Below are 407 nucleotides of genomic sequence, written 5' to 3' on the forward strand. Positions count from 1 at the left end.
TTCGTGTTCGCCACGATGGTGATCGCGGTTCCCACCGGCGTGAAGATCTTCTCGTGGATCGCCACCATGTGGGGCGGCTCCATCCGCTTCACGGCGGCCATGCACTGGGCCATCGGGTTCATCTTCCTGTTCACGGTCGGCGGCGTCACCGGCGTCGTGCTCGCGAACGCTCCCGTCGACCGCTACATGCACGACACCTACTACGTGGTGGCGCACTTCCACTACGTGCTGTCGCTCGGCGCCGTGTTCGGCATCTTCGCCGCGATCTACTACTGGTTCCCGAAGATCACGGGCTACATCATGCCCGAGTGGATCGGAAAGCTGCACTTCTGGGTCGCCTTCATCGGCTCCAACGTGCTGTTCTTCCCGATGCACTTCCTCGGCCTGTCCGGCATGCCGCGCCGCTA

The 407-nt window shown here is 63.1% G+C and carries 1 protein-coding gene; it reads left to right on the top strand.

Translation table 11 applies throughout. From position 1 onward, the window contains the following. The coding region (locus tag OC446_RS30655) for a cbb3-type cytochrome c oxidase subunit I (protein WP_262032630.1) at positions 1 to 407 on the top strand (407 nt) is incomplete at both ends.

This window comes from Microvirga sp. Mcv34 (assembly GCF_024519725.1).
Classification (GTDB): Bacteria; Pseudomonadota; Alphaproteobacteria; order Rhizobiales; family Beijerinckiaceae; genus Microvirga.